Raw genomic sequence first — 22,744 nt, 5'->3', positions numbered from 1 at the left:
TTTTTGAATGCAATTATGAGCAAACTAGTTATTGTAGGAACTGTAGCCTTTGATGCTATCGAAACTCCTTTTGGAAAAACCGATAAAATTCTTGGTGGTGCAGGAACTTACATTGGCCTCTCGGCCGCAAACTTTAATGTAGATAGTGCAATAGTCTCTGTAGTTGGCGGTGACTTCCCTCAAAAATATCTGGATCTTCTTTCTTCAAAAAACATCAATATAGACGGTATCGAAATTGTTGAAAATGGAAAGACATTTTTTTGGAGCGGCAGATATCATAACGATTTAAATTCCAGAGACACCTTAGACACGCAACTTAATGTGCTTGCAGATTTTAACCCGGTAGTTCCTGAAGTCTATAAAGACGCTGAATATGTGATGCTTGGAAACTTGCATCCTTTAGTACAACTAAGTGTACTGGATCAGGTAAAAAATCCAAAACTTGTGGTATTAGACACCATGAACTTTTGGATGGACAATACCCTGGAAGATTTGAAAAAGGTAATCGCTAAAGTAGATGTTATTACTATTAATGATGAAGAAGCTAGACAACTTTCCGGAGAATATTCATTAGTAAAAGCTGCCCGTGAGATTGAAAAAATGGGACCAGAATATGTGGTTATTAAGAAAGGAGAGCACGGTGCCTTACTTTTCCATAAAGAAAAAGTATTCTTTGCTCCTGCTTTACCTTTAGAAGAAGTTTTTGATCCAACCGGAGCAGGAGATACATTTGCTGGTGGTTTTATTGGTTATTTAGCTCACACAGATGATATTTCTTTCGAAAATTTAAAAAATGCGATAATTTATGGTTCAAATCTCGCTTCGTTTTGCGTAGAGAAATTTGGAACCGAGCGCATGAAAAACCTGTCGAAGGAAGATATAAATATGCGGCTGGAAGAATTTAAAAAACTCACACAGTTCAAAATAGCACTAAAATAAAGAAACACGCCCTGTAATTTCAGGGCTTTTTTGTTACTAAGATAAAAGTAAGGATATCGCTTAGTATATATTAATATTTTAATCTCGGTTATCGAGTAAACAAATCCCACAAGGAGCAACAATACAACTATGAGTGACGCCATTAAACACGAGTGTGGAATTGCACAGGTTAGACTGTTAAAACCACTTGAATATTACAAAGAAAAATACGGTACCGCTTTTTACGGCGTAAATAAAATGTACCTGCTAATGGAAAAACAACACAACCGCGGGCAGGATGGTGCTGGTTTTGCAAGTATAAAACTTAATGTACAACCTGGCGAGCGTTATATAAGCAGGATTCGTTCTAACCAATCGCAGCCAATTCAGGATATTTTTGAGCAGATAAATCAGCGTATTAATGACGAGATGAAAGAGCATCCTGAATATGCCGATGATGTTGCGCTTCAAAAAAGAAAGATCCCTTATTTAGGAGAACTTTTTCTGGGGCACGTTCGTTATGGTACTTTTGGGAAAAACAGTATTGAAAGTGTTCATCCTTTCTTAAGGCAAAACAACTGGATGCACCGTAACCTTATTGTTGCGGGAAACTTTAATATGACCAATGTAAACCAGCTTTTTAACAACCTGGTAGAACTTGGGCAACATCCAAAAGAAAAGGCAGATACGGTGACCATAATGGAAAAAATTGGTCATTTCTTAGATTCTGAAGTTAGAAAGTTATACAAAAAACTAAAGAAAGAAGGCTATACCAAACAACAGGCCTCTCCCCATATTGCAGAACAGCTTAACGTTGCCAAAATCCTTAAAAAGTCTTCTAAGGACTGGGACGGCGGTTATGCGATGGCCGGACTTATGGGACATGGCGATTCTTTCGTACTTCGCGATCCTTCAGGAATTCGCCCCTGCTATTATTACAAAGATGACGAGGTAGTTGTCGTAGCTTCAGAACGCCCCGTAATACAAACTGTCTTCAATTTAAATTTTGAAGACATTAAAGAATTAGATCCTGGCCATGCCATTATTACCAAAAAGAACGGTAATGTTTCGATCACCAAAATCATTGAACCTTTAGAGCGAAAAGCATGCTCTTTTGAGCGTATTTATTTCTCTAGGGGAAGTGATGCTGAAATTTACAAAGAACGGAAAATGTTAGGGAGATTATTAATGCCTGAGGTTCTTAAGGCCATTAACTATGACACCATAAATACGGTATTTTCTTTTATACCGAACACCGCCGAAACTTCTTTCTACGGAATGGTAGAAGCCGCCCAGGACGAATTAAGCCGGCAAAAGAACGAAGCGATTTTAGCGGAAAAAGACACCTTAACTGATGAACGTTTACAGGAAATCCTGGCTCACCGTCTAAGAACAGAAAAGATTGCAATAAAAGACGTAAAACTACGAACTTTTATTACAGAGGACAGCAGCCGTGATGATCTTGTAGCCCATGTATATGACGTGACTTATGGTGTGATCAAAAAAGAAGATAACCTGGTAATTATAGATGATAGTATTGTAAGAGGTACAACCCTCAAGAAAAGTATCATCAAAATGATGGATCGTCTTAATCCAAAACAAATTGTGGTGGTTTCTTCGGCTCCGCAAATTCGCTATCCCGATTGCTACGGAATTGATATGGCACGCCTGGAAGATCTTGTTGCTTTTAGGGCAGCTTTAGAATTACTAAAAGACGACAACAATTACAAATTGGTTGAAGAGGTTTATGAAAAATGTAAACAACAGGTAAACCTAAAAGATAAAGACGTACAAAATTTTGTAAAAGAGATTTACGAACCATTTACAGACGAGCAGATTTCAGCAAAGATATCAGAGCTTTTAAGTGAGCCAACTGTAGAGGCCAGTGTAAAAGTGATTTATCAATCGGTAGATAATTTGCATAAAGCCTGCCCTAAAAACCTTGGGGACTGGTATTTTACCGGAGACTATCCAACCCCTGGTGGTAACCGAGTTGTAAACAGGGCATATATTAACTTTTTTGAAGGAAATAAAGACAGAGCATATTAAAAGTGTGTATTTCAACTATTTTTATAAGTCTTTCATCTAAAAGTTTTTAAACGAACAGACATTATATCTATATTAGTCTTGCCATAAAATTTAAGTAGGTTAAGTTCATGGTAGATTTGGGGCAAAAAAGGTGGATAACAATCCACCTTTTTTATTTTCTATACTTTCTTAAATTTCGAAATTCTATAATTTAGAAATTATTCCTTCAAAACTATAAAAATCAAAAAAGGCCGTTCTTACGAACAGCCCCTTTCAAACTTTAACAATTAATTACTTAACTATTTTTCTTTTGCATAGCGACTTGCTACTTCTTTCCAATCAATCACATTAAAGAATGCATCGATGTAAGCCGGACGCTTATTCTGATAGTTTAGGTAGTAAGCATGCTCCCAAACATCTAATCCTAATATCGGAGTCCCGCCACAACCTACTTCAGGCATCAATGGATTATCCTGATTTGGCGTAGAGCAGATTTCTAATTTTCCACCATCGTGAACACATAACCATGCCCAACCCGATCCAAACTGGCCGGCTGCAGCATTAGAAAATTCTTCTTTAAAAGCATCAAAAGAACCAAAAGCAGTATCAATAGCCTCTGCTAATTCACCTTCTGGCTTCCCTCCTCCGTCTGGAGACATCACTTCCCAAAATAAGGAGTGATTATAAAAACCACCACCGTTATTTCGAACAGCGCTATTAGATAAGTCTAGATTTTTAAGGATATTCTCGATAGTTTTACCTTCAAGATCAGTCCCTTCGATTGCATTATTCAATTTTGTAGTATATCCAGCATGATGTTTATCATGGTGAATTTCCATTGTTTTTGCATCTATATGTGGCTCTAACGCATCGAATGCGTATTTAAGCTCTGGTAACGCAAATGCCATAGTCTTATATTTTTTTAGCGATTAGTAATAAATTCACTCAAATTTAAGTATTAACCCGTGCAATGGAAACATTTAAATGTTATAATATACTTAAAAGCTTATGCTTTTATAAAATCAATTTTACCTTACCTTTAAATCTCATTTTTTTACTCAATAATCGAGATTAAATGCCCAGAGGCTTGTCTCAAAATAAAAAGATATTTTTCTAATACATACCTCATGAGCTTGCTCTAAGGTAATTTACTCACAATTTTGGCTAATAACTTCACTATATACAACGCTTCGGCAGGATCAGGGAAAACCTTTACCCTGGTAAAATCTTATTTAAGCTTACTTTTTAAATCAGGGAAAACCGATACTTATAAAAATATCCTAGCGATTACCTTTACAAATAAGGCGGTTCACGAGATGAAAACGCGTATTGTAGAAAGTCTTTATGCATTTACAAAAAAGCCCGTTCCAGAAAGTTCTAAAGCGCTCTTAGAGGCTGTAGCTAAAGAAACAGCTCATTCCAAGGAAGAAATTCAGGAAAAATCAGTAGCGATTTTAAAGAATATTATCCATAATTATGCAGCTTTCGAAGTTTCTACGATCGATGGCTTCACACATCGTGTATTGCGCACTTTTGCTAAAGACCTTGGATTACCCGTAAATTTTGAAGTTGAGCTGGATACCGATAAGATCCTGAATGAAGCAGTAGACCGATTAATAAACCGTACTGGAAAAGACGAAAAACTCACCAAAGTGCTGGTCGATTTTTCCCTAAGCAAAGCCGACGATGATAAAAGTTGGGATATTGGTAGAGATCTGCTGGAAATTGCCAAACTTCTCGTAAATGAAAACAATCAATTTTATCTACAACAATTGCAGCCAAAAACCCTGCAAGATTTTGAAATCTTTAGAAAAAAACTAAAACAACAAATCACAAATAATCAGGCAGAAATTGCACAAAAAGCAGATCAATTTTTTGAGTTGATTACTAATAGCGGCATTGATGCTACAGATTTTAGCGGACAATATCTACCTAAGCATTTTTTAAAGCTTAGAGCCAACGAATCTCCAAACTTCAGCTCTAAGTGGGTAGAAAAAATGGAAAATGAAGGCATTTTACCTCTTAAAAAAGGTAAAATGGCACTTGGCGAGGCTATTCAGCCTCAAATTTTGGATTTATTCATTCACACAAAAAAACTATTTTTTAGCTTAGAATTTTATACTGAAATTGGTAAACGCCTCACGCAACTTTCTTTATTAAACGCCTTAAATCGGGAAATCCAGGAAATTAAAGAAGAACGTCAAATTTTACTGATTTCAGAATTTAACCCCATGATTAGCGCGCAGGTTAAAGATCAACCGGCACCTTTTATTTACGAGCGGTTGGGCGAGCGCTATCAGAATTATTTTATAGACGAATTTCAGGATACCTCGCAAATGCAATGGGAAAACTTAATCCCACTTATCGACAATAAACTCTCTATGGAATCTTTACCTAACGAAAACTCCAGTTTGATGCTGGTAGGTGACGCCAAACAATCGATTTATCGATGGCGTGGCGGTAAAGCTGAACAGTTTATTGATTTAAGTAACGAGGGCAATCCTTTTCAGATCCAGAAACAGGTTTATAATTTGCCCGATAATTATAGAAGTGCTGCTGAAATTGTGAATTTCAATAACCGCTTTTTTGGGTATGCGGCCGACTTTCTTGGTCATCCTCAATACAGCAATTTATTTAAACAAAGTGCCCAAAATCCTAAAAAATCTGGTTCGGGCTATGTAAATATCAGTTTTATTGAAGCTGAAAATCGTGAGGAAGAACAGGAGGTTTATCCTGAAAAAGTAATCGAAATCATAAACAATCTCAATACTAAAGGTTTTAAACGATCCGACATTTGTATTCTTACCAGAAGAAAATCTGAAGGCGTGGCTATTGCATCCGCCTTAAATGAAAAGGAAATCGATGTGGTTTCATCTGAAACCTTATTGATTTCAAGATCACCTAAAGTTCACTTTATATGCAACCTTTTAAAGTTCTCGATCACTCCTGAAAATAACGAGCTTAAATTATCCATTTTCGCTTTTATTCAGGAATATTTATTATCACTTAAAGATCCACATGCGGTAATTTCAGAAAAAATAAAAGAGAACGGCAACAACTTTTTTACTTGGTTACAGGAATTTGAATTCGATTTTAATCTGGATTTTTTAAATGAATATTCGGTTTACGAAAGCTGCGAATACATAATTAGAAGTTTTGGTCTGGTAAAAGATTCTAACGCCTACATCCAGTTTTTCCTGGATTTCGTTTACGAAACCACACAAAAAGATACCGAAGGGATTCAGGGATTTTTAGAAATCTGGGAGCAGGAAAACGATAAGCTCAGTATTATAGCTCCGCAACAGGAAAACGCGGTGACCATCATGACCATCCATAAAGCAAAGGGTCTGGAATTCCCTATCGTGATCTATCCTTTTGCGAATTCCGACTTTAAAGACACCCGTAAAGATTCGCTTTGGGTACCCAACGATGAACATCTAAACGATATTCCCGTAAGCTATATTAACGCTTCCTCTAAAATGGAAAATTGGGGCGAAATTCCCGATGCTTTGTACACACAATTACTTTTTCAAAATGAATTGGATACACTTAACGTGCTATATGTAGCCTGTACACGTCCGGTAAAACAACTCTATATCTTATCGAAACTCGATCTGGATAGAAACGGCAACGAAAGTGCATCAAAAACTTCAGGCCTACTCATCGGTTATCTAAAACAGAATAAGCTTTGGAAAGATGAGCAAAAAAGTTACGAATTTGGAGAAATGGAACCGCCAACTTCCAAAGAGATAGAAAACCTGGGGATCACCCTGCAACATTTTTATTCTTCAGCCACACAAAACCATGCTGTAAATATCGTCACGCGATCAGGTAGCTTATGGGATACCAAACAACAGGAAGCTATCGAAAAAGGGGAAATCATCCATGACCTATTGGCAGAAATTAATACCGAAAAAGATCTAAAACCGGTATTAAAAAATGCGATCGCTAACGGAATTATTACTGAAGAAGTTTCTGAGACCATTGAAAATATACTGAATAGTATCATTACCCATCCAGAGCTGGAAGTTTATTTTTCTGAAACCGTAAAAAATGATAACGAAAGAGAGATTATTACTAAAAGTGGCGAACGATTACGCCCAGACCGATTAAACTTTAAAGAGCATTTGGTAAGCATCATCGATTATAAAACTGGGGCGTTTGATACAAAACATGAACGCCAGATCAATAACTATGGCGAAACGCTTTCCAATATGGGATACCAAATCGATAAAAAAATCCTCGTTTATACAAACAAAGCGATTTCCCTTCGGTTTGTATAAAAGAGATACTTAATTTTGAAAAAACAAAAATCACCTAACTATTATGTACGGATCTATTAAAGAACACCTTCAAAAAGAAATAGAAGAAATAAAAGACAACGGATTGTTTAAAAGAGAACGTATTATCACGAGCCCGCAAGACGCTGTCATTAAAATCAATACCGGGCAGGAAGTGATTAACTTTTGCGCCAATAATTACCTGGGACTTTCTTCTCATCCCGAGGTTATCCAGGCCGCTAAAGACACGATGGATACGCATGGGTTTGGAATGTCCAGCGTCCGTTTTATTTGTGGCACGCAGGATATCCATAAAGAATTAGAACAAAAAATTGCCGATTTCTATGGAACTGAAGATACTATTCTTTACGCCGCTTGTTTTGACGCAAATGGTGGAATTTTCGAGCCCTTGCTAACTAAGGAAGATGCTATTATCTCTGATTCCTTAAATCACGCTTCGATTATAGACGGAGTTCGCCTCTGCAAAGCTGCACGTTATCGTTATCAAAACGGAGACATGGCAGATCTTGAAGCGCAACTTAAAGCTGCCAATGAAAACGGTGCCCGTTTTAAACTGATCGTAACTGATGGTGTGTTCTCTATGGATGGACTTGTAGCTCCTTTAGATGAAATTTGTGATCTGGCCGATAAATATGATGCCCTAGTAATGATCGACGAATGCCATGCTACAGGATTTATCGGAGAAAAAGGAATAGGTACCTTAGAAGAAAAAGATGTACTAAGCCGCGTAGACATCATTACAGGAACATTAGGTAAAGCACTTGGCGGTGCTATGGGCGGTTATACTACAGCAAAAAAAGAGATTATAGAACTATTAAGACAACGCTCTCGCCCTTATCTATTTTCAAACTCTTTGGCACCATCTATCGTTGGAGCTTCTTTAAAAGTTTTTGAAATGTTAGAAAAAGATGACAGTCTGAGAAATAAACTTAAAGAAAACACTAAATATTTTAAACAAGGTATTAAAGATGCCGGTTTTGATATTATTGACGGTGATGCTGCTATTGTTCCGGTAATGCTCTATGATGCAAAACTATCACAGGATATGGCCGACAAACTTTTGGAAGAAGGTATTTATGTAATAGGTTTCTTTTATCCCGTAGTTCCCAAGGAAAAAGCACGAATTAGAGTGCAGTTATCTGCTGCGCATAAAAAGGAACACCTGGATCAAGCTATTAAGGCTTTTACCAAAATCGGAAAGGAATTGGGGGTTATTGATTAACTTATCTTTATGAATTATAAAACAAATTCTTAATAAACCTGTAAAACTATAACAAATTTTCAAAATGAACTTGTCATAATTCGAACATTATTAAGAAAACTTTATTATCGCAAACTTTGGAACTGTGGGAACACCGACTAATTTTGTACCAATTAACACTTAAAATTAAACTATTGATATGAAACATCTTTCTAGATTAATTGTATTATCGATGATCGTGTTGGGTATAAGTTCTGCTAGTGCGCAGGACGAAAACAACCCATGGGCGCTAAGCATCGGTACAAATGCCGTGGATTTTTATCCTACTAATAATGGTGCTCCATTAAGTAATGGTTTTTTTGATGAATATTTTAATGCGGGTGACCACTGGAACATATTACCTTCTGTTTCTCAACTTACTGTTGGTAGATATATTGGTGCCGGGTTAGTTGCAGAAATCGACGGTTCTATTAACCAAATTAGTGATTTTGGGGACAGAGCTGTAGATGATCTTTCTTACTATTCCGTAGATGGTTCGATTAACTACTCTTTAAGAGCAATGCTTAACGATGGATGGTTTGATCCTGTTGTGGGTATTGGTGGTGGTTACACCTGGATTGGTAATCAGGATGCTGATGACCTTGAAAACTTAGACGCTCCTACCTTAAATGGTAGCTTAGGGATCAATTTCTGGTTTACAGATAATTTAGCAATTTTTGTAGAGTCTAAATATAAGCATGCTTTTGAACCTGAAATGGGACAACATTTCCAACATAGTGCAGGTCTTAAATTTATGTTTGGTGGAACTGATACTGATGGTGATGGAATCTACGATAAAAACGATGAATGTCCTGAAACGCCAGGTCTTCCAGAATTTAATGGATGTCCTGACTCAGATGGTGATGGAATCCAGGATTCTATGGACGATTGTCCTAATGAAGCAGGTTTAGCTGAATTTAACGGATGTCCTGATACTGATGGTGATGGTGTTCCAGACCCTGAAGATGACTGTCCTGAAACTCCAGGTTTAGCTGAACTAAACGGATGTCCTGATGCCGATGGTGATGGAATCCCTGATAACGAAGACGAATGTCCTGAAGAAGCAGGTCCTGAAGAAAATAACGGATGTCCTTACGAAGATACAGATGGTGACGGCGTAATAGATCCTGAAGATGATTGTCCTGAGGTTGCCGGTACTGTGGCAAATAACGGTTGTCCAGAGCCTACTGTAGAGGTTATTAATGAACTAAACGAATACTCGAATACCGTACTTTTCGATTTCAATAAAGCTACAATTAGATCTGAGTCTGAAAAAGCTTTAAATTCTATCATTGAGATTATGGAAGAATATCCAAACACTGTATTCCATATTGGTGGACACACAGATAGCGTTGGTAGTGATGAGTACAACCTTAAATTATCTAAGGAAAGAGCTGCATCGGTAAGACAATTTCTTGTAGATGGAGGAATTCCCGCTAACAGATTAACATCTGAAGGTTACGGAGAATCTAGACCTATCGCAACAAACAGTACTGAAGCTGGTAGACAAGAAAACAGAAGAGTTGAAATCTCTTTGGATAAAGATAAAGAAATGAAAGATTCAAACATGTAATCTTAAGAATCATAATATCTTTTAAAAACGCGCTGAATGCTCAGCGCGTTTTTTATTTTTATACTATGAAATCATTTATTCGCCAGGTACTGGAGCAACTGCAAAAAGAAGATACTCCAATCTCAGATTTGGTCTTTATTTTACCTAGTAAAAGAGCAGGTGCTTTTTTACTGAATGAACTTAGCCAACTTACTTCTTCCACTATTTTTGCCCCTAAAATTTATAGTATAGAAGAGTTTACAGAAGAGGTCTCTGGTTTAAAATCTATTGATAATACGACCACTCTTTTCGAATTCTACGAGGTTTATCAAAAACTTACTCCAAAGGAAGAATTAGAAAGTTTTGAAACTTTTTTAGCCTGGGCGCAAAGTTTGATTCATGATTTTAATGAAATTGACCGTTATTTAATCGATGCTGAAAAGTTTTTTAACTATCTGGCCGATATTCAGGATATCAACCACTGGTCTAAGCAGCATCGCACCGAACTTATCGAAAATTACCTGAAGTTCTGGGATCAGTTACCGCAATATTATTCTGTCTTAAAAGAAAATCTTTTTGAAAAAGAGCAGGGATATCAAGGTCTCATTTATCGTTCGGCTGCTTCGAAAGTAGCAGTATACGCTTCGAAAAATTCAAATCAAGAATATGTATTCTTAGGTTTTAACGCTTTAAATTCAGCAGAGCAGGTTATTTTTCAGGAATTATTACAGCAAAATTTAGCAAAGGTTTTTTGGGATATCGACAATGTCTTCCTAAAGGATTATCATCACGAAGCTTCGTTATTTATAAGAGAATATTTAAAAGACTGGCCATTTTATAAAGAAAACCCTTTTCATCCCGAAATTGAAGAATACCGTGAAGCAAAAGACATTTCGATTACCGGAATCCCTAAAAATATAGGGCAGGCCAAATATCTGGCAGAACTATTAGCCAATAAAAGTGAAGCCGAATTAGAGAAAACTGCTATTGTTTTAGGCGACGAAAGTTTGCTGCTCCCTATTTTAAATAGTTTACCTCCTAATGTAAAAGATTTAAACATTACGATGGGATTTCCGCTAAAAAATGCTCCGGTAACCTCATTATTTAATTCCTTATTCGATTTACACACCAAATCGGGTTCCAGCTATTACTATAAAAATGTTATTGCCATTATAAATCATCCCTCACTGCATCAAATATTAAAACCCTATGCTTCAAAATTTATTCAGAAAATAAATAAAGAGAATACCGTATATCTGAAGTATGAAGAAATCGAAGCTAACTTTCCGGCAACGCTACAGGAGTTTATCAGTTGGTGTTTTAAAAGCTGGGAGAATTCTGCCAAAAAAGCTATCCTGCATTTCCAGAATATCGTTTTCAGCATAAAAGATAGCTTAACGCAAGAAAAGGCAGGCAAACTACAACTGGAATTTTTATATCATTTTCATAAACTCTTTAATCAGCTTCAAACTTTAAATACGACCTATCCTCATATAAATAGCTTAACTGCACTCCGCAATTTTTATAATGAGATTATGAGCACGCAAAGTCTGGATTTTCAGGGACGCCCATTTAAAGGTCTACAACTTATGGGTATGTTAGAATCCAGAGCGCTGGACTTTGAAAACGTCATCATTACATCAGTAAATGAAGGCACCTTACCTTCGGGAAAATCCAATAACTCGTTTATTCCTTACGATCTTAAAAAGTCCTATAACCTCCCGACTTATCGGGAAAAGGATGCGGTTTATACCTATCACTTTTACCGACTTTTGCAGCGCGCCACAAAGGTGACCTTACTGTATAATACCGAGAGTGGCGGACTAAATTCCGGAGAAAAAAGCAGGTTTTTAACCCAACTGGAAATTGAAAAACAACCTAACCACCTTTTAAAAATCAATACCGTTTCACCAAAAGTACCCAAGGTGAATAACGAATTAAAAGTAATTGGGAAAACTCCGGCCATGATTGAGAAATTAAAAGATCTGGCAAATTATGGGTTTTCACCCTCAGCATTAACCAGTTATATCAGGAACCCGCTTGATTTTTACTATCAATATGTACTTGGCGTAAAAGAGGAAGAAGAAGTTGAAGAAACTGTAGCTTATAATACCCTGGGAACAGTGATACATGATAGCTTGGAAGTATTTTATAAACCACTGGAAGGAGAGTTACTAAAAGAAATCCATATTCTGGATTTCAGAAAACGTATCGACCAGGAGGTGAGCACACAGTTTTATAAATCTTACACAAAATCACCCATCTTACAGGGAAAAAACTACCTGATTTTTGAAATCGCTAAACGTTATCTCTCCAATTTCTTGGACCTGGAAAACGATCGTTTAAAAAAAGGGGAAGCGATAAGAATTGAAAAAATTGAAAAAAATTTAAAATCGAAAATCAATATTTCTTCACTGGATTTTCCTGTATATATAAGAGGGAAAGTAGATCGTGTAGAAAATTGTAACGGTATCACCAGAATTATTGACTATAAAACGGGAAAGGTAGAACAAAGTAAAATAGAAATTGTAGATTGGGAAAACATTACTACAGATTACGATAAGTATAGCAAGAGTTTTCAGGTACTTGCCTATGCTACCATGATGAAAAACGAAGAAAATATTCCGTTACCTCTAGAAGGAGGAATAATATCTTTTAAAAACCTGAAAGCCGGTCTCCTAAAATTTGCCAAGCGAGAGAAACCGCGAGGTGGCTCCAAAGATTTCTCAATAAACGAAGACACTTTTTTAGCTTACGAAGACCAATTAGAAAAATTAATTACTGAAATTTGCAATCCGGCGATTCCATTCACCGAAAAAGAGATTTAAAAGCTTATGGAGATTACTAGAAAGAAGAACATTCAAATTGAAGGAAAACATAATAAACCAATACTTTGCGATTTGTTTTTCCAGGACGATCAAAAACCAAAACCCGTAGTTATTTTTTGTCATGGTTATAAAGGTTTTAAAGACTGGGGAGCCTGGGATAAAATGGCCGAAACTTTTGCTGAAAAAGGCTATTTTTTTGTGAAATTTAATTTTTCACATAATGGTACCACCCCAGAAAATCCTACAGAATTTTTAGACATCGAAGCTTTTGGCGATAACAATTATAGCATAGAACTAGACGATCTACAATCAGTAATCGATTGGCTTTTAGTTCCAGATTTTCCAGATGCTATACAAATAGATGTTAGCCATATTAACCTTATTGGGCATTCTCGCGGCGGCGCTATAGCCATTATTAAAGCAGCCAATGAAAAGCGTATCACCCGATTGGTTACTTTTGCAGCACCTACAGACCTTGGCGCGAAATTCCCCACCGGGAAAGACCTTGAAAAATGGGAAAAGAAAGGTGTGCAATACATCGTAAATACACGCACAAAACAACAATTGCCTCACCATTACCAGTTTTATAAAAACTATAAGGAAAACAAAGAGCGCCTAAATGTCAAAAATGCCACTAAAAAACTGGAAATCCCTCATTTAATTGCACACGGCAGTAATGATACGACCGTTTCAATTTCCTGCTCTGGAGAATTGTTTGAGTGGAGCCCAATTTCAAAATTACTATTGGTAGAAAATGCCAATCATGTTTTTGAAGCTTCTCATCCCTGGGAAAAAGAAGACCTTCCAGAAAAATTTCAATATTTATTAGACAGGACGTTCCCATTCATCGCTGCAGAAGTTCAGGATCTGATTGATGAGTATGGTGATAATGATGATGACAATTAAAATCAAAGATATATGAATATTGGGCTACTATGTCCAATTACCAAAGTCATAAAGAGTTTTAAACCTCTTAACAACTTATCGAACCTCCTTATTCTTGAATGAATGTAGGAGGTTTCTTTTTTTCTTTTAGCATAGGAATTATCTTTGATCTCAAATCTTATAAAAAATGAATCGATTTTTAATATTCTTTCTTTTGCTGGGCTTAAAGACATCAGCTCAGTTTAACGAGAAAGGCAATTTATATTACGAAGAAACCATTAAACTTCATGGTAAATCTACTCAAGAAATTAAGGAAAAACTCCATGAATGGCTCTTATCAGAATTTGAGCAATCTAATATTAAGGCGTCTAAAAATACCGAAAACGAGATGATTGTTGATATTACTTCTGGAGTTGACATCAAACAAGGAAGCGCCAGCATTCCCATGGATATTTACTTCGGAATTTTAAGCAATTTTAAAGATAACGAACTTAGCATTCAGTTAAGTCATATCGATATCGGCCCAACCCAGACGCCGGTTAAAATTAATTTTCCGGATTTTGAGGCTTTCAAAAGCGAAATGCAGGAAACGGTAGACCGACTAAGTGGTGAGGCAAAAGCTAAAAATCAGGCCATTCTGGATGATGAAAAGAAAATGAAAAGCATTTACGAGCGTGGCTTACAAAATCATGATCAAATGCTAACTGCTGTAAAAAGCTACATTCGCGGATTAGTCGAAAGATTAAAAGTCTATATGAAATAAAAAACCTCGCAAAAATTGCGAGGTTTTGTGGAGAATATCGGAGTCGAACCGATGACCTTTTGGCTGCCAGCCAAACGCTCTAGCCAGCTGAGCTAATCCCCCATTTTGACCGAAGCAAATTTATAAATTTTATTGAAATAAAAAAGTTTTTTAAACCGAATGATTAAACCTGCCCTTCCAAAAGACCTCTCCGAGATAAAACGTCTTACCGAACGTTGTGCCGAAGCCATGATAGATAAAGGGATTAACCAGTGGAACGAGAACTATCCTTCTAAAGAAAAACTAGCTACAGATATCGATAAAAACGAACTATTTAAGCTTGTTAATACCGAAAATGAGATTATGGGTATCATCGTTTTAACACCTGAAATGGATGAAGAGTACCTTCCTATACCTTGGATCACTGAAAATAAAAACAATCTATATGTCCATCGCCTGGCTACAGACCCAAGCTTTTGGGGGCTTGGAAATGGAAAAAAATTAATGGACTTTGCTGAAGAGTTTGCCAGAAAACACCATTACACATCTATAAGGTTGGATACCTTTAGCCAGAACAAAAGAAACCATCGCTTCTACGAATCCAGAGGCTATCAAAGGTTAGGGGATATTTTCTTCCCGGTAAAAAGCGAACATCCGTTTCATTGTTACGAGCTAGTTCTTTAAAAAAACCTGTCTATATTTACCAATATGGCCAAATTGGATACCTCTGCAGTAAGTTTCAAAAACATTAATAGGATTGCAATACCTGCGATAATCGCAGGTATTGCAGAACCTTTAATTTCACTTACCGATATTGCTGTTATTGGCAATGTAGAAAGTAACTCGGTTGAAGCACTAGCTGCTGCCGGTATTGTAGGTTCTTTTCTTTCTGCCGTAATCTGGATTTTAGCGCAGACAAAAACCGCTATTTCGGCAAAAGTATCCCAACATTTAGGAGCTAACCGTCTTCATGCTGTAAAAACCCTGGTGCCGCAAACCATCGTTTTTAATCTTTTACTTAGCCTCTTTATTTACGGGATTACCGCACCATTGGCAACATTTATATTTAGTGCTTACAATGCTAAAGGTTTGATTTTGGAGTATTCCGTAAGTTATTATCAAATTAGGGCTATTGGTTTCCCCTTAACGCTACTTACCTTCACCATTTTTGGAGTATTTAGAGGCTTACAAAACACCTCCTGGGCCATGAAGTGCAGCTTAAGCGGAGCGGTAGTAAATATTTTACTCGATTACCTGCTGGTATATGGTATAGAAGGCTATATCCCGGCGATGCATTTGGAGGGTGCTGCCTATGCCAGTCTTGCTGCCCAGACTACTATGTTGATAATGGCCTTATGGTTTTTCTTTAAAAAAACACCATTTCATCTTAAACCAAGCTTAAAACTTAATCCAGAATTTAAACCCCTTTTGGTCATGGCGGCGAATCTTTTTTTAAGGACACTTTCCCTAAATATCGCTATTATGCTGGCCAATGCCTACGCAACAGACTATGGAGAAAACTATATTGCCGCGCAAAGTATTTTGATGAATATATGGTTGTTTTTTAGCTTTTTTATAGATGGTTATGCTAATGCCGGCAATGCCATTGGAGGAAAATTATTAGGTGCCAAAGATTACAAAAACCTTTGGGAATTAAGCAAAAAAATCTCCAAATACGCAGTATTGATCGCTTTGATATTAATGGCCATCTGCGGAATTTTCTACAATCAAATCGGGATTTTATTTAATAAAGATGAAGTGGTTTTAGCGCTTTTTGCCTCGGCTTTTTGGATCGTACTTTTAATGCAACCCATTAATGCGATCGCTTTTATGTTCGACGGCATATTTAAAGGTCTGGGAGAAGCAGCTTACCTACGCAATTTATTACTTGTCGCTACCTTTCTGGGTTTTACCCCGGCATTGTTAATTTCAGATTATTTTGGCCTGAAATTGTACGCGATTTGGATAGCCTTTTTGGTCTGGATGCTCATTAGGGCAAGCGGACTCGTTATTAAATTCCGAAGAAAATATTTAAATAAAGAAGTTTAACCTAAAAGTGTTCCTGTTGATTCCAAGCTAGACTCAACTGGCATGCTAAAATTGAAGCTGGTCACGCCATCTTCAGATGTAACACCTAAATTACCATGATGCGCCTTAGCAATCTCTGAAGCGATATAAAGTCCTAAACCTAATCCATTTTCATTATTTTTGGCTTTACTTTTAAAATAAGGTTTAAACAATTCGCGCTGATTCTTTTTAGGAATTGTCTCCCCATGATTAATAACCGAAAGCGAAAACTGAGAGGAACTACTTGATATTTTAACCAGCACAGGCTTTTTAGATATGCTGTGTTTTATGGCATTATTTAACAAATTGGAAAGTAATTGTGCCATTCTGGTGGTATCACAATCTACTTTTTGATGTAAACTTATTTCACTTTCAATCAATCTATCCTCATTAATAATTTTACACTCCGTAATCACTTCTCCTAACTCTTTTTCCAGCTTATTTTTATCTTCGCTTAGGTTCAAACTAATCCCCTCTCCTATATTTCCCTTGGCAAAATCTAAAAGATTATCGATTAAACTCTGCATCCTGTAAGAAGTAGATTTGATGATCTCTGCCTGCTTTTTGGCAGCCTCGGGTATCTTTGAACTCAGAAGCATATCTGCACAAATTCTGGTAGTGCCAACGGGATTTCTAAGATCATGACCTAAAATAGCAACAAAAGTTTCTCTAAGTTCAGCTATCTCATCCTGTTTCTTAATCTTTCTATTAGCACGATCAAGCTTTTGTACAGTTTCTAAATGATAAGAGATTAAATCTGTATACAACTTAAACATATCTCTAACCCCGTCGTTATTTATTTTAGCAGGTTTTGGATCGATCGCACATAAGGTCCCAAAGAAAGAACCATCTTTCAGGAAAATAGGATAAGAAATATAACTTTTAAAACCATACTGTTTTGGAGTATGATGATTACAAAATATAGTGTTATGATCTACATCCTCTATAACCACAGGAATGTGATGTTGCCTAATTTCGTTACAAATTGTAGATTCTACTGCTAACTCATCTCCAGGTCTTAAACCAAACTCAATATCATCCTTAGAAACCGCAGTAATCCAACGCTCTTCGGTAACTCTTGCTATCGCAACAAACCGCATATTAGAGGAACAGCTAATTACATTAAGTAACTTATGAATTCCGGGAATTTCATTTACATCTTCGATGTCTTTTCTAAGAGCTAAACTTTTATCTATTGCCATATTCTGAAAACGCTGAAAGGTACAAAATTGATTACCTTGATCAGCAATATAGGCACTCTTTTATTAACGAAGTCTTCGCTTATCATTTTCTTAAGATTATTTACATTTGATAAAACTTGAATTATGACCACCACACGCGAGAACGGAAGCTTATATACCTCAATAGAAAATAACATCGGGATTATTGAATTTGGACATCCTGCCAGTAATAGTTTTCCCGGTGTACTTTTAGACCGACTGGAAAAAGCTATTTGCGAATATTCCGATCAGCCAGAAGTAAAAGTAATCCTCCTGAAATCTGAAGGAGAAAAAGCATTTTGTGCCGGCGCTTCTTTTGACGAATTAATGGCTGTTGAAAACATGCAACAGGGTAAAGTCTTTTTCTCTGGCTTTGCTAAAGTTTTAAACGCCATGCGAACCTGTAAGAAGTTAATTATTGGTCGTATTCAGGGAAAAACCGTTGGAGGAGGCGTTGGATTAATCGCTGCTTGCGATTATGCCATGGCTACAGAAGCTGCTGCTATCAAACTCTCAGAACTAAGTATTGGAATCGGGCCTTTTGTGATCGCACCAGCCATAGAACGTAAAATTGGGATTGCTGCCCTTGGCGAGCTTACATTAGCCGCACACGAATGGAAAACCGCATATTGGGCAAAAGACAAAGGACTTTTTGCCCGGGTTTTTGAAAGTACTAAAGATTTAGATAAAGAAATTGGAATTTTTGCTGAAAAATTAGCATCTTACAATCCTGAAGCCCTACTCGAAATGAAACGTGTGTTATGGCAAGGCACCGAAAACTGGTCGACTATCCTCATGGAAAATGCTGCCATTAGCGGAGAACTGGTATTATCAGACTTTACCCGGAATGCACTTGCTAAATTTAAAAAATAATATATGAAAGTTTTACCATTAGACACTTTGGGTGATAAAGCAGAAATGCTGGGAGCATTTACAGGAGAAATCGCTGCGATGATGATGCCATTTGCATTTTTTGTTATCGTTGCCTTTTTAGTTTACCGAATTTTTAAAAAGAAAAAACTACACCGTGACGCACGCTGATGAAATGGATCTAGGAGTCCAGTTCAATGACTTTTTAATAGTACTTCTGCCTTTCCTCATTCTCTGCTTCGTAGTTCTTATTGCCTATCGCGAATTCAAGAGAAAAAAATAAAATGATTGAAATAAAACGGACTAGCTCTAGCGAAATAGATTTTCAACATTTAGTTTCTGAATTAGATGGGGAGCTGTCTACAAGAAATGGGGAAACAAACGAATTCTTTGCCCAGTATAATAAAATAGACCAGATTAAAAATGTAATCATCGCAACTATTGACAATAAACCTGTTGGATGTGGAGCTATCAAAGCATATGATAGTGATACCATGGAGATCAAAAGGATGTTTGTTCCTATTGAAATGCGCGGTAAAGGAATAGCGGTTCACATTTTAAAAAACCTTGAAAATTGGGCAAAAGAAATGAATTATAGCAAGTGCATATTAGAAACAGGCAACAAAATGCCCGAAGCTATTAGATTATACGAAAAAAGTAATTACAAAGTAGTTCCTAACTATGGTCAATATAATGGTATAGAAGATAGTATCTGTTTTGAGAAGCACCTATAATATTTAAAAAAATAAAAGTCAAAACTCTAAATAAATTAGCTCCTCAAGCGCAATAATCCCATAGAAATAAAACTTCTACAGACTAACACCTAACTTTACAATTTCTTTGGCTTTATTAATCGCAGCATTTACTAATTTTAGATAAATTAAAAAGCATGCCTTTTTTTCAACAACCTGAACTACCAAAAGATCAACCTGCGACTCAATCCCAGCAATATGGTTTTGAGCTCTCCGACTTTTTAAGTGACAACTTTTGGTTTCTGCTCATTTTTGTTGTCATAACCGCATTAGTGATATTTGATTATTACCGCCGTAAAAAAGAAAGACAGTAATGCAAAGTACCTTACCTGAAAATGAAGAAACTTTTGAAATTTTAAGTTTTCTTAGTGGCTATGGCTTTTGGATGATTTTAGCCATCATCCTAGTTATCCTGGTTTTGTATAAAAAGTTTAGAAAATAGCCCTCCTAATTCTTTTTGCGTTAGTGATATACATTAGAAATCCTTTTGCTCGTTACTGGCAAAAGAGGGTAGCAAAAGCCACCACTAACAAAATTGCTAATCAAGAATCTTAGGGCAAACCCTCCAGGTATGAATCCAAAAAACTTTTTTCTGATTTCGAGGTAAGTCTCAGGGGATTAAACTTACCGGGTTTTCAACCAACCGGTAATACTTAAACGCTCAGAATTTTTTACTTCTTTTACCTCGTGTTCCAGAATCTGACTTTCGAAAATCACAACCCTTCCAGGCAATGGATAAATCACCTCCTCGCTTCCATCTTCCTTATAAATCACCAGTTCTCCTCCATTTGTTTTCAACCAGTTTTCATCGTTTAAATAACTTACAATAGAAAGTTTACGACGAGAATCATTTTGAAAAGTATCTAAATGCCGCTTGTAAAATGTACCCTTTGGATATACGGCATAGTGAAATTCTTTATGCAGAATACCCATAAAACAGGTTCTGTTTAAATATTCGATAAGATTATTGATTTTATGGAAGAAAATTTTTTCGGTTTCTCCGGCTTCAGCTTCGTTCATCCATAAAATAAAATCACCGCGAATCGCTTTTTCGATAAGTTCGTTAGTGCGGTTACCAATAGCCGACTTTTTAAACTTGTCTTCTTCGTATTTATGCAGTAACGAACTTCTAAGTTTCAGGATTTCTAGAGGATCAAAAAAATCGTCAACAATACTATATTGCTTCTCCAACAAATCGTCTATAATTTGCTCGTACTGCTGATTTACAGTAAAATCCAGCTGCTCAAAAAGTTCTTCTTTCAATGCCTATATTTTATAAAAATCGCGCAAAATTAGTCTATTTTTAAATACAAAAGCTGAAAGCTGGCAGAAAATAACACCCTTAAGTGTTGGAAATTAGAGAATAGACAAGCATCTAAAATAAGTGATACTATTTTGCATGCTGAAGAAATAGAAAAGCATAACGTAATTCCCCATATACGACACCCTTGTAAACTTTTCACTTTTAACTTTTAAACTTTTAAACTTTTAACTCGTAATAATTAACCTAATCTTAAACCAGATACGCTTCCTTAAAAGTCAGAAATGTTTTTCATTTGTTATACCCTACAAACCAATGGAAAAGGAAATTTCTAAACTAACCGATGCTACACTTTATCGCTTGTTTAAGGATAAAGATCCGGATGCTTTCCAGGCTATTTTCGACAAATACTGGAAACGTCTTTACTCTTATGCCTATAAAATTTATCAGGATGAGCTTATTTGCGAAGATATCGTACAGGAAGTTTTTATAAGTCTTTGGGAAAAATTAGCAGACACAGAAATTGTTCATTTAGAAGGCTACCTTTTTAGGGCGGTAAAATATCGTATTGCCAATCATATCCGGGATCTAAAATTCACAGAACTTCATGAAAGTATCTTACTACAAATTCCCTATCCAACCACGGCTTCTAAAAACATCGAATTTGAAGAATTTGAACAGCAAATAAAGACACTTATTGAAAAACTACCTCCCAAATGTCGGGAAGTTTTCAAATTAAGTAGATACGAACAACTTTCTAATACTGAAATTGCTTCAAAATTAAATCTCTCTACAAGAACGGTGGAAACGCATATTAGCAATGCCCTGAAGTTTCTAAAAAACAATATCGATCCTTACCAAATTTCCCTCCTTATTACTACAATGTTTATTAAAGGTTAACCTAACACCTTTATCGTTAACAAAAGTTTAAGACTACTTTTTTCCTTACGTGTGCTCCTTATTTTTTGTGACTCCCTTTTAGAAACGCATTCTAAACGATCGTTTTCACCCTTAAACATTACATAAGTAAAAATGATAACCCAGTCTATCACATAAAAATTAAGTCTTGAAAGTAGAAGAATTTAAAAAGTTAGCAGAAAAATACACACACAAAAAGGTGAATAGCCAGGAACGTTTGGCTATGGATATTTTCTTTTCGAAAATGCAGGAAGCTAATAAAAATGTATTGGTGCCGATTTCTTCTGAAAAAAGAGAAAAGTTATTTTATAATATTCAGCAAAACCTGACTATAAAACGAAAAAGAACTCCACTAAAGAAATATCTGGCAATGGCTGCTGCTGGATTTACTACCTTATTGATGCTAGGATTTTTCACAGGCATGTTTAGCAATAATTACACCACCATTATTGCTGAAAAAGGAGAAAAGAAGGAGATAAAAATGGACGATGGCTCTGTAATTTTTTTAAACGGCAATAGTAGCATCACCTATGAAAATAATTTCACTGAAGAGCGCACTGTCAAGCTGCAGGGAGAAGCTTTCTTTAAAGTCGCCAGGGATACATCACATCCTTTTACCATAAAGAGCAAAGATTTAGAAACCCGCGTTTTAGGAACGTCTTTTAACATAAAAAGCTATAAAGATCAAGTGCCCATGGTAAGTGTAAACACCGGAAAAGTAGAGGTCACACCTTTAAAAAACCCAGAGTACAAAGTAATTCTTACCAAAGATCAACAGGCATCTTTTAAAGAAAATCGAAAACCTAAAATAAGTAAAGGAGACAGCAGGGATTTTAATGCCTGGACAAGGAAGATGATTATCCTAAAAAATACCAGTTTAGAACATACCGCTAAAATTATTGAAAACTGGTATGATGTGAATATTCAATTTGCTGACGACAGTTTAAAACAATTGAAAATCACTGGGAAATTTAACGACGAAAAACTCTCTAATGTTCTTAAAAGTCTGGCACTTATTAAGAATCTTAAAATCGATTCTACCAACAAAAAACAAATAATTATAAGAAAGAACCCCATATAAGCTAAAAACAAAACCCACTCCTGCTGCCACAGTAGTGGGTCTAAAAGTTACCGACTACAAATAAATAATCTATAGCCAATT

19 protein-coding genes and 1 tRNA gene are annotated in these 22,744 nt (G+C 36.2%); 16 read left to right on the top strand and 4 right to left on the bottom strand.

Features of this window, described 5'->3' with window-relative positions; translation table 11 throughout:
- Positions 1-15 precede the first annotated feature (15 nt).
- Entirely contained in the window at positions 16-939 is a 924-nt protein-coding gene (locus AC13DP_RS05300; protein WP_041578504.1) for a PfkB family carbohydrate kinase, read from the top strand.
- Positions 940-1,068: 129 nt separating this feature from the next.
- On the top strand, positions 1,069-2,967 hold the full coding sequence (locus AC13DP_RS05295; protein ID WP_013069787.1) for an amidophosphoribosyltransferase: 1,899 nt from the start codon (positions 1,069-1,071) through the stop codon (positions 2,965-2,967).
- Positions 2,968-3,245: 278 nt separating this feature from the next.
- On the opposite strand, the gene AC13DP_RS05290 is transcribed toward AC13DP_RS05295, so the two are convergent.
- Positions 3,246-3,854, bottom strand: a complete 609-nt coding sequence (locus AC13DP_RS05290) for a superoxide dismutase (RefSeq protein WP_013069786.1) — start codon at positions 3,852-3,854, stop codon at positions 3,246-3,248.
- A gap of 252 nt (positions 3,855-4,106) precedes the next feature.
- On the opposite strand from AC13DP_RS05290, the gene AC13DP_RS05285 reads away from it, so the two are divergent.
- From AC13DP_RS05285 to AC13DP_RS05260, 6 genes are all read left to right on the top strand, one after another.
- Positions 4,107-7,229, top strand: a complete 3,123-nt coding sequence (locus AC13DP_RS05285; protein ID WP_483067407.1) for a UvrD-helicase domain-containing protein — start codon at positions 4,107-4,109, stop codon at positions 7,227-7,229.
- A gap of 43 nt (positions 7,230-7,272) precedes the next feature.
- Entirely contained in the window at positions 7,273-8,469 is a 1,197-nt protein-coding gene (gene kbl, locus AC13DP_RS05280; protein WP_013069784.1) for a glycine C-acetyltransferase, read from the top strand.
- A 178-nt stretch (positions 8,470-8,647) separates the two neighbouring features.
- Positions 8,648-10,060, top strand: coding sequence for an OmpA family protein (locus tag AC13DP_RS05275; RefSeq protein WP_013069783.1), 1,413 nt, complete (start codon positions 8,648-8,650; stop codon positions 10,058-10,060).
- Between the two features lie 65 nt (positions 10,061-10,125).
- The gene (locus AC13DP_RS05270) at positions 10,126-12,867 is read left to right on the top strand and encodes a PD-(D/E)XK nuclease family protein (RefSeq protein ID WP_013069782.1); all 2,742 of its coding nucleotides are present in this window, start codon (positions 10,126-10,128) and stop codon (positions 12,865-12,867) included.
- A 6-nt stretch (positions 12,868-12,873) separates the two neighbouring features.
- Positions 12,874-13,773, top strand: a complete 900-nt coding sequence (locus AC13DP_RS05265) for an alpha/beta hydrolase family protein (RefSeq protein ID WP_013069781.1) — start codon at positions 12,874-12,876, stop codon at positions 13,771-13,773.
- Positions 13,774-13,939: 166 nt separating this feature from the next.
- Positions 13,940-14,515 (top strand): DUF4468 domain-containing protein, encoded by a 576-nt coding sequence (locus AC13DP_RS05260; protein ID WP_013069780.1) that lies wholly within the window; start codon positions 13,940-13,942, stop codon positions 14,513-14,515.
- A 28-nt stretch (positions 14,516-14,543) separates the two neighbouring features.
- Here AC13DP_RS05260 and AC13DP_RS05255 read toward each other — a convergent pair.
- Positions 14,544-14,617: transfer RNA gene (locus tag AC13DP_RS05255), tRNA-Ala, on the bottom strand.
- A gap of 57 nt (positions 14,618-14,674) precedes the next feature.
- Between AC13DP_RS05255 and AC13DP_RS05250 the strand changes: the two genes are divergently transcribed.
- Positions 14,675-15,178, top strand: coding sequence for a GNAT family N-acetyltransferase (locus tag AC13DP_RS05250; RefSeq protein ID WP_041578502.1), 504 nt, complete (start codon positions 14,675-14,677; stop codon positions 15,176-15,178).
- 24 nt (positions 15,179-15,202) lie between these two features.
- Positions 15,203-16,543 (top strand): MATE family efflux transporter, encoded by a 1,341-nt coding sequence (locus tag AC13DP_RS05245; RefSeq protein WP_347405769.1) that lies wholly within the window; start codon positions 15,203-15,205, stop codon positions 16,541-16,543.
- On the opposite strand, the gene AC13DP_RS05240 is transcribed toward AC13DP_RS05245, so the two are convergent.
- Positions 16,540-17,763 carry a GAF domain-containing sensor histidine kinase gene (locus tag AC13DP_RS05240; RefSeq protein WP_347405770.1) on the bottom strand — a complete coding sequence of 408 codons (1,224 nt, stop codon included), beginning with the start codon at positions 17,761-17,763 and terminating at the stop codon, positions 16,540-16,542. The two genes, AC13DP_RS05245 and AC13DP_RS05240, sit on opposite strands and share 4 nt — an antisense overlap.
- A 123-nt stretch (positions 17,764-17,886) precedes the next feature.
- On the opposite strand from AC13DP_RS05240, the gene AC13DP_RS05235 reads away from it, so the two are divergent.
- The 4 genes from AC13DP_RS05235 (at position 17,887) to AC13DP_RS05220 (ending at position 19,845) form a co-directional block, all read left to right on the top strand.
- Positions 17,887-18,654: an enoyl-CoA hydratase/isomerase family protein gene (locus AC13DP_RS05235; RefSeq protein WP_228250813.1), complete on the top strand. Its 768-nt coding sequence runs from the start codon at positions 17,887-17,889 to the stop codon at positions 18,652-18,654.
- 3 nt (positions 18,655-18,657) lie between these two features.
- Positions 18,658-18,822: a FeoB-associated Cys-rich membrane protein gene (locus AC13DP_RS05230; protein WP_013069774.1), complete on the top strand. Its 165-nt coding sequence runs from the start codon at positions 18,658-18,660 to the stop codon at positions 18,820-18,822.
- Between the two features lie 113 nt (positions 18,823-18,935).
- Complete coding sequence (locus AC13DP_RS05225) at positions 18,936-19,385, top strand: GNAT family N-acetyltransferase (protein WP_347405771.1); 450 nt, start codon at positions 18,936-18,938, stop codon at positions 19,383-19,385.
- A 331-nt stretch (positions 19,386-19,716) separates the two neighbouring features.
- The gene (locus tag AC13DP_RS05220) at positions 19,717-19,845 is read left to right on the top strand and encodes a hypothetical protein (protein ID WP_013069771.1); all 129 of its coding nucleotides are present in this window, start codon (positions 19,717-19,719) and stop codon (positions 19,843-19,845) included.
- A 182-nt stretch (positions 19,846-20,027) separates the two neighbouring features.
- On the opposite strand, the gene AC13DP_RS05215 is transcribed toward AC13DP_RS05220, so the two are convergent.
- Positions 20,028-20,666: a 2OG-Fe(II) oxygenase gene (locus AC13DP_RS05215; protein ID WP_013069770.1), complete on the bottom strand. Its 639-nt coding sequence runs from the start codon at positions 20,664-20,666 to the stop codon at positions 20,028-20,030.
- 313 nt (positions 20,667-20,979) lie between these two features.
- On the opposite strand from AC13DP_RS05215, the gene AC13DP_RS05210 reads away from it, so the two are divergent.
- Positions 20,980-21,564: an RNA polymerase sigma-70 factor gene (locus tag AC13DP_RS05210; RefSeq protein WP_013069769.1), complete on the top strand. Its 585-nt coding sequence runs from the start codon at positions 20,980-20,982 to the stop codon at positions 21,562-21,564.
- Between the two features lie 166 nt (positions 21,565-21,730).
- Positions 21,731-22,663 carry a FecR family protein gene (locus AC13DP_RS05205; RefSeq protein WP_347405772.1) on the top strand — a complete coding sequence of 311 codons (933 nt, stop codon included), beginning with the start codon at positions 21,731-21,733 and terminating at the stop codon, positions 22,661-22,663.
- The last annotated feature ends 81 nt before the right edge of the window (positions 22,664-22,744 follow it).

The sequence above is a fragment of the Zunongwangia sp. L-65 genome, assembly GCF_056859415.1.
Note: the sequence above shows the minus strand (reverse complement) of the source record. Positions and strands in the feature narration are given on the sequence as shown.

Coding starts and splice junctions, on each gene's coding strand:
- AC13DP_RS05300 (WP_041578504.1), top strand. CDS start 16: ATGAGCAAACTAGTTATTGTAGGAACTGTAGCCTTTGATGCTATCGAA.
- AC13DP_RS05295 (WP_013069787.1), top strand. CDS start 1,069: ATGAGTGACGCCATTAAACACGAGTGTGGAATTGCACAGGTTAGACTG.
- AC13DP_RS05290 (WP_013069786.1), bottom strand. CDS start 3,854: ATGGCATTTGCGTTACCAGAGCTTAAATACGCATTCGATGCGTTAGAG.
- kbl (WP_013069784.1), top strand. CDS start 7,273: ATGTACGGATCTATTAAAGAACACCTTCAAAAAGAAATAGAAGAAATA.
- AC13DP_RS05275 (WP_013069783.1), top strand. CDS start 8,648: ATGAAACATCTTTCTAGATTAATTGTATTATCGATGATCGTGTTGGGT.
- AC13DP_RS05270 (WP_013069782.1), top strand. CDS start 10,126: ATGAAATCATTTATTCGCCAGGTACTGGAGCAACTGCAAAAAGAAGAT.
- AC13DP_RS05265 (WP_013069781.1), top strand. CDS start 12,874: ATGGAGATTACTAGAAAGAAGAACATTCAAATTGAAGGAAAACATAAT.
- AC13DP_RS05260 (WP_013069780.1), top strand. CDS start 13,940: ATGAATCGATTTTTAATATTCTTTCTTTTGCTGGGCTTAAAGACATCA.
- AC13DP_RS05250 (WP_041578502.1), top strand. CDS start 14,675: ATGATTAAACCTGCCCTTCCAAAAGACCTCTCCGAGATAAAACGTCTT.
- AC13DP_RS05245 (WP_347405769.1), top strand. CDS start 15,203: ATGGCCAAATTGGATACCTCTGCAGTAAGTTTCAAAAACATTAATAGG.
- AC13DP_RS05240 (WP_347405770.1), bottom strand. CDS start 17,763: ATGGCAATAGATAAAAGTTTAGCTCTTAGAAAAGACATCGAAGATGTA.
- AC13DP_RS05235 (WP_228250813.1), top strand. CDS start 17,887: ATGACCACCACACGCGAGAACGGAAGCTTATATACCTCAATAGAAAAT.
- AC13DP_RS05230 (WP_013069774.1), top strand. CDS start 18,658: ATGAAAGTTTTACCATTAGACACTTTGGGTGATAAAGCAGAAATGCTG.
- AC13DP_RS05225 (WP_347405771.1), top strand. CDS start 18,936: ATGATTGAAATAAAACGGACTAGCTCTAGCGAAATAGATTTTCAACAT.
- AC13DP_RS05220 (WP_013069771.1), top strand. CDS start 19,717: ATGCAAAGTACCTTACCTGAAAATGAAGAAACTTTTGAAATTTTAAGT.
- AC13DP_RS05210 (WP_013069769.1), top strand. CDS start 20,980: ATGGAAAAGGAAATTTCTAAACTAACCGATGCTACACTTTATCGCTTG.